A 2,242-nucleotide genomic window follows, 5' to 3' on the forward strand; every position below is an offset into this window, starting at 1 on the left:
AGACATGAAGATGGATGGGTCCAATCCCACCTTGCTGAACGCCTATGGCGGCTTCCTGGTCAGCCAGTCCCCGGCCTATTCCGGCGCCACCGGCAAGCTCTGGCTGGAAAAGGGCGGCGTCTTCGTGGTGGCCAATATCCGGGGCGGCGGCGAGTTCGGCCCTCGTTGGCATAACGCCGGGCTGAAACTCAACCGCATGCGGGTCTATGAGGACTTCTTCGCGGTCTCCGAGGACCTGATCGCGCGCAAGATCACCAATCCGAAGAAGCTGGGCATTGTGGGCGGCTCCAACGGCGGGCTGCTGATGGGCGTCGCCCTGACCCAGCGGCCCGAGCTCTACAACGCCATCATCATCCAGGTGCCGCTGTTCGACATGATCGGCTATAGCCACATCGGCGCGGGATCCTCGTGGATCGGCGAATACGGCGACCCGGCGGTCCCGGCCGAGCGCGCCATGCTGATGAGCTATTCGCCGTACCAGAACCTGAAGCCTGGCCAGCCCTATCCCCGGGTGTTCATCGAAACCTCCACCAAGGACGACCGCGTCCACCCCGCCCACGCCCGCAAGGCGGCCGCGCGGCTGAAAGAATACGGCTACGACTACCTCTATTGGGAGAACATGGACGGCGGCCATGCGGCGGCCGCCAACCTGAACGAACGCGCCCTGCGCCAGGCGCTGGAGTTCACGTACCTGATGCAGCAGCTGATGGACTGAGGCGAGGCGCCTAGGCTCCCAGGTCCGCTTCGAGGCGCTGAAGCAGCCGCTCCCGCGTGGCGGGACGCGGCAGCCCTCCAAGCAGGAAGAAGGCGCGGGCGATGGGCAGGTGGGCCTCCATCGACGTCCGGAGCGACGTGGCGGACAGGCCGGCCAGTTGAGCGTACCCGGACTGCATGGCGACTTCGAGGGCTTGCTGCCGTGCCGGATCGCCAAGGCTCTCGACGACCAGCTCGGTGCGGATGAAGTGGCAGCACGCCAGGTCCAGCAGGGCGCCGCCGCGTTTCGTCGCGATCCAGTCGATGAGCCGTGGACCCTGCGGCGTCATGATCACGTTACCGGGGTGAAGGTCGCAATGGCTGAGACCGTCGTCCTGGGGCAGGCGATCGATCATCGCGAGGACGCCTTTGGCGACTGGCCCCGGAATCCCGGCGTCGGGAAGCTCCATCGAGCGCGCCATGTAGTCGCGCAACGGCAGCACCTCCGGCGGCGCTGGCGTGCTCTGAACTGAGAAGGCGAGGGTCGCGAGGATGCCGCCAGCCGTCTCCGGCGTCATGGCCGCGGTCTGCAGCAGATCGAGCATCGTCAGCCCATCCAGGCGGGGCAGGACGAGGCCGAAGCGGCCGTCCACCTTCACCTCTTCAAACACCTCCGGCGCTGGTCCGCCGGCGGCGAAAACGGCGCGGGTCATGCGCGCTTCCCACCAGGCAAGCCGGCGCGGCACGCCGGTCTTGAACAGTTTTACGACCTGGCCCGGTGCCCAGGCGTGGACGTCGGCGGTGGCGCCCTCGCCGATCTTCTCGCCCAGGAATCCCCCCATCGCCCGCCCTCCGCGTGGCCAGCAAACACCAGTGGCGGGCAAAGGCAAACCCCTGCTGCGGACGCTACCGCACGAAACTGGCGCCGTTGATGTCGAGCACCGCGCCGGTCATGGACGCCGGCGCTTCCACGGCCAGCCAGGCTGCGGCGGCGGCCACCTCGGCGGGATCGGCGACGCGGCCCAGCGGGATATCAGCCAGCAGTTTGTCGCCGCCCCTGCTGGCCAAGTAGTCGTCCGCGTCACCGGTCATCGTGAAGCCCGGGCAGATCGCAAACGCCAGGACCCCCTCAGCGGCGAACCCGCGCGCGATGGACTTGGTCATGGCCACCATGCCTGCCTTGGACGCCGCATAGTGCCAGTGCGCCGGGCTGTCGCCGCCATAGGCGGCGCGGCTGGCTATGTTGACGATCCGCCCGCCCTCAGCCTGCTCGCGCCAGTGCAGGATCGCGCGGCGGGACAGGTCAGCTGCGGCCTGCAGGTCGACCTGCAGCGTGCGGCTCCAGGCGGCCTGCCAGTCGGGCAGGGGGGTGTCGACTTCGACGGCCTCGAACACACCGGCGTTGTTTATGAGAACGTCGATCCGGCCGTCGAGGCGGGCGAGGGCGAGGTCCCAGAGCCGGTCGGCGGCTGCGGGGTCGGCGAGGTCTGCGCCGACCACGCCCTCGGCGTCATGGCGACCGTGACCGATGACGCGAGCTCCATCCTTC

Annotated in this window: 3 protein-coding genes; 1 reads left to right on the plus strand and 2 read right to left on the minus strand. The window is 68.4% G+C overall.

What is annotated here, in order from left to right; translation table 11 throughout:
- The coding region (locus RMO97_RS01755; protein ID WP_310538837.1) for a prolyl oligopeptidase family serine peptidase at positions 1 to 715 on the plus strand (715 nt) is incomplete at its 5' end.
- Between the two features lie 10 nt (positions 716 to 725).
- Here RMO97_RS01755 and RMO97_RS01760 read toward each other — a convergent pair.
- Positions 726 to 1,535, minus strand: coding sequence for a phosphotransferase (locus tag RMO97_RS01760; RefSeq protein ID WP_310538838.1), 810 nt, complete (start codon positions 1,533 to 1,535; stop codon positions 726 to 728).
- 64 nt (positions 1,536 to 1,599) lie between these two features.
- Positions 1,600 to 2,242 (minus strand): SDR family oxidoreductase (locus tag RMO97_RS01765; protein WP_310538839.1); only part of this gene is annotated, 643 nt, incomplete at its 5' end.

It is taken from the genome of Phenylobacterium sp. (genome assembly GCF_031425575.1).
Taxonomy (GTDB): domain Bacteria; phylum Pseudomonadota; class Alphaproteobacteria; order Caulobacterales; family Caulobacteraceae; genus Phenylobacterium.